Source organism: Nocardia amikacinitolerans NBRC 108937, from assembly GCF_001612615.1.
Taxonomy (GTDB): domain Bacteria; phylum Actinomycetota; class Actinomycetes; order Mycobacteriales; family Mycobacteriaceae; genus Nocardia; species Nocardia amikacinitolerans.
This window is the reverse complement of the sequence record NZ_BDAU01000098.1, coordinates 1-1181: the sequence shown is the minus strand read 5'-3', so window position 1 is coordinate 1181 and position 1181 is coordinate 1. Positions and strand designations below refer to the sequence as shown.

1 protein-coding gene is annotated in these 1181 nt (G+C 64.4%); it reads right to left on the bottom strand.

Annotated features, from left to right (window positions below):
- Positions 1-1076, bottom strand: a 1076-nt coding sequence (locus tag NAM01S_RS33625; RefSeq protein WP_169810949.1) for an acyltransferase domain-containing protein, incomplete at its 3' end; no start/stop codon positions are given.
- Positions 1077-1181 lie beyond the last annotated feature (105 nt).

Below are 1181 nucleotides of genomic sequence, written 5' to 3'. Positions count from 1 at the left end.
AGCCAGTATTTTTGGTGTTGGAAGGGGTAGGTGGGTAGTGGTGTGTGTTGGGTGTGGGTGGTGTTGTGGAGGGTGTTCCAGTTGATGGGGAGGCCGTGGGTGTCGGCGTTGGCGAGTGAGGTGAGTAGTTGGTGGTGGTTGCCGTGGTCGCGGCGGAGTGTGGGCAGGGTCAGGATTGTGTCGTTGGTTGTTTCGGCGGTGGCCTCGATTGATTGGATGAGGATGGGGTGGGGGCTGACTTCGATGAAGGTGGTGTGTCCGGTGGTGAGCAGGGTGGTGGTGGTTTCCTGCATGCGGACGGGGTTGCGTAGGTTGCGGTACCAGTAGTCGGCGTCGAGGGTTGCGGTGTCGAGAGCGGTTGTGGTGACGGTGGAGTGGAATGCGATTGGGGCTGTTTGTGGGGTGATGGGTGCGAGTAGTTCGAGCAGGTTCTCGCGTAGGGTTTCGACTGCCGGGGAGTGGGAGGCGTAGTCGACTGGGATGATGCGGGCGGGGATGTCGGCGGTCAGGTAGTTGTCGACGAGTTGGTGGATGTCGTGTGCGTCGCCGGCGATGACTGTGGCGGTGGGGCCGTTGATGGCGGCGATGCTGATGTTCAGCTCGGAGGTGGTGATGTCGTGTTCGACCCGGTCGTGGGACAGGGGGATCGCGGCCATGGCTCCGGTGCTGCCGAGGGTGGCGATGGCGCGGCTGCGTAGTGCGACGATGCGGGCGCCGTCGTCGAGGCTGAGTCCGCCGGCGACGACCGCGGCGGCTATTTCGCCTTGGGAGTGCCCGATGACCGCGTCGGGGGTGATTCCGGCGACTCGCCAGAGTTCGGCCAGCGCGATCATCATCGCGAACAGGGCCGGTTGCACGACATCGACTCGGTCGAGTGATGGTGTGCCTGCGGCGCCGCGCAGGGTGTCGATCAGTGGCCAGTCGATGTGGGGGTCCAGTGCTTGTGCGCACTCGTCGAGTCGTTGCCGGAATACCGGTGAGCTGTCGTAGAGGTCTGCGGCCATGCCTGGCCATTGGGAGCCTTGACCGCCGAAGACGAACGCGATCCGGCCGGTGTCGCTGGCTGTGTTGGTCACGAGGTTGGGGGCGCTGTGGTGTCGGGTCAGTGCCTGTAGTCCGCGGCGTAGTTCGGGCAGGTCTGATCCGATCACCACGGCGCGGTGTGGGTGTCGAGCTCGTGT